The sequence below is a fragment of the Micromonospora andamanensis genome (genome assembly GCF_016863495.1).
GTDB lineage: Bacteria > Actinomycetota > Actinomycetes > Mycobacteriales > Micromonosporaceae > Micromonospora > Micromonospora andamanensis.
On record NZ_BOOZ01000108.1, the window covers coordinates 1 to 1,322 of the forward strand.

A 1,322-nucleotide genomic window follows, 5' to 3' on the forward strand; every position below is an offset into this window, starting at 1 on the left:
TGGAGAGTGGGCGGTTGTTGCATGGTGCGTTTTTTGAGCGTGCGGTGCGGGAGCCGGATCGGGTGGCTTTGTTGTGGGGTGTTGGTGGGGAGTTGTCGTACGGGGGTTTGGCTGATTGGGCGTTGCGGGTTGCTGGTGAGTTGGTGGCTTGTGGGGTTCGGTCTGGTGATGCGGTGGCGGTTTCGTTGCCGAAGGGGCCGGGTCAGGTGGCTGCCATTTTGGGGGTGTTGGCGGCGGGTGGTGTGTATGTGCCGTGTGGGGTTGATCAGCCGGTGGTGCGGCGGGAGCGGATGTTTGCTGCTGCTGGTGTGAGGTTTGTTGTTGGTGAGGGTGGGGGTGTGTGGCCCGAGGGTGTTCGGGTGGTGGGGTTGGATTGTTTGTCTGCGGTGCCGTTGTCGGCTCCGGTGTCGGTGGCGGTTTCTGCTTCGGCGTATGTGATTTTCACGTCGGGGTCGACGGGTGTGCCGAAGGGTGTGGAGGTTTCGCATCGGGCGGCGGTGAATACGGTCGAGGATGTCAACGAGCGGTTTGTTGTTGGTCCTGAGGATCGTGTGTTGGCGGTGTCGGCGGCGGATTTCGACTTGTCGGTTTATGACATGTTCGGGTTGTTGGGTGTCGGTGGCGCTGTGGTGTTGGTGGAGGAGTCGGACCGTCGTGAGGCGCGGCGTTGGGTGGAGTTGTGTGTTCGGTACGGGGTGACGGTGTGGAACAGCGTGCCGGCGTTGTTCGATATGTATTTGACGGTTGTTGAGGCGGGGCTGGTCGCTGACCGGATTCGGTTGGTGTTGGTGTCGGGTGACTGGGTTGGGCTTGATTTGCCTGGTCGTTTTCGTGCGCGTGGTGCGGGTGGTCGTTTCGTGGCGTTGGGTGGGGCGACTGAGGCGGCGATCTGGTCGAATGCTTTCGAGGTGGATTCTGTGGATCCTTCGTGGCGTTCGGTTCCGTACGGTTTTGCGTTGAGTAATCAGTGTTACCGGGTGGTGGACGCGGTCGGGCGTGATTGTCCGGACTGGGTTGCGGGGGAGTTGTGGATCGGTGGTGTTGGTGTCGGGCAGGGCTATCGGGGTGATCCGGAGAAGACCGCTGAGAAGTTCGTGTCGTGGCAGGGGCGGCGGTGGTATCGGACCGGGGATCTGGGTCGGTTCTGGCCGGACGGGACGTTGGAGTTTCTGGGTCGGTCGGACCTGCAGGTCAAGGTGCGGGGGCATCGCATCGAGCTGGGCGAGATCGAAGCCGTGCTGGAGGCCCATCCACACATCGAACGCGCGGTAGCCACCACCATCGGCACGGGCACCAACCGCAAACTCGCCGCCACCGTCACC

Annotated in this window: 1 protein-coding gene; it reads left to right on the top strand. The window is 62.5% G+C overall.

Annotated elements, in window-relative coordinates:
* Positions 1–14: 14 nt before the first annotated feature.
* A partial coding sequence (locus Van01_RS32675) for an amino acid adenylation domain-containing protein (protein WP_308442442.1) occupies positions 15–1,322 on the top strand: 1,308 nt, incomplete at its 3' end.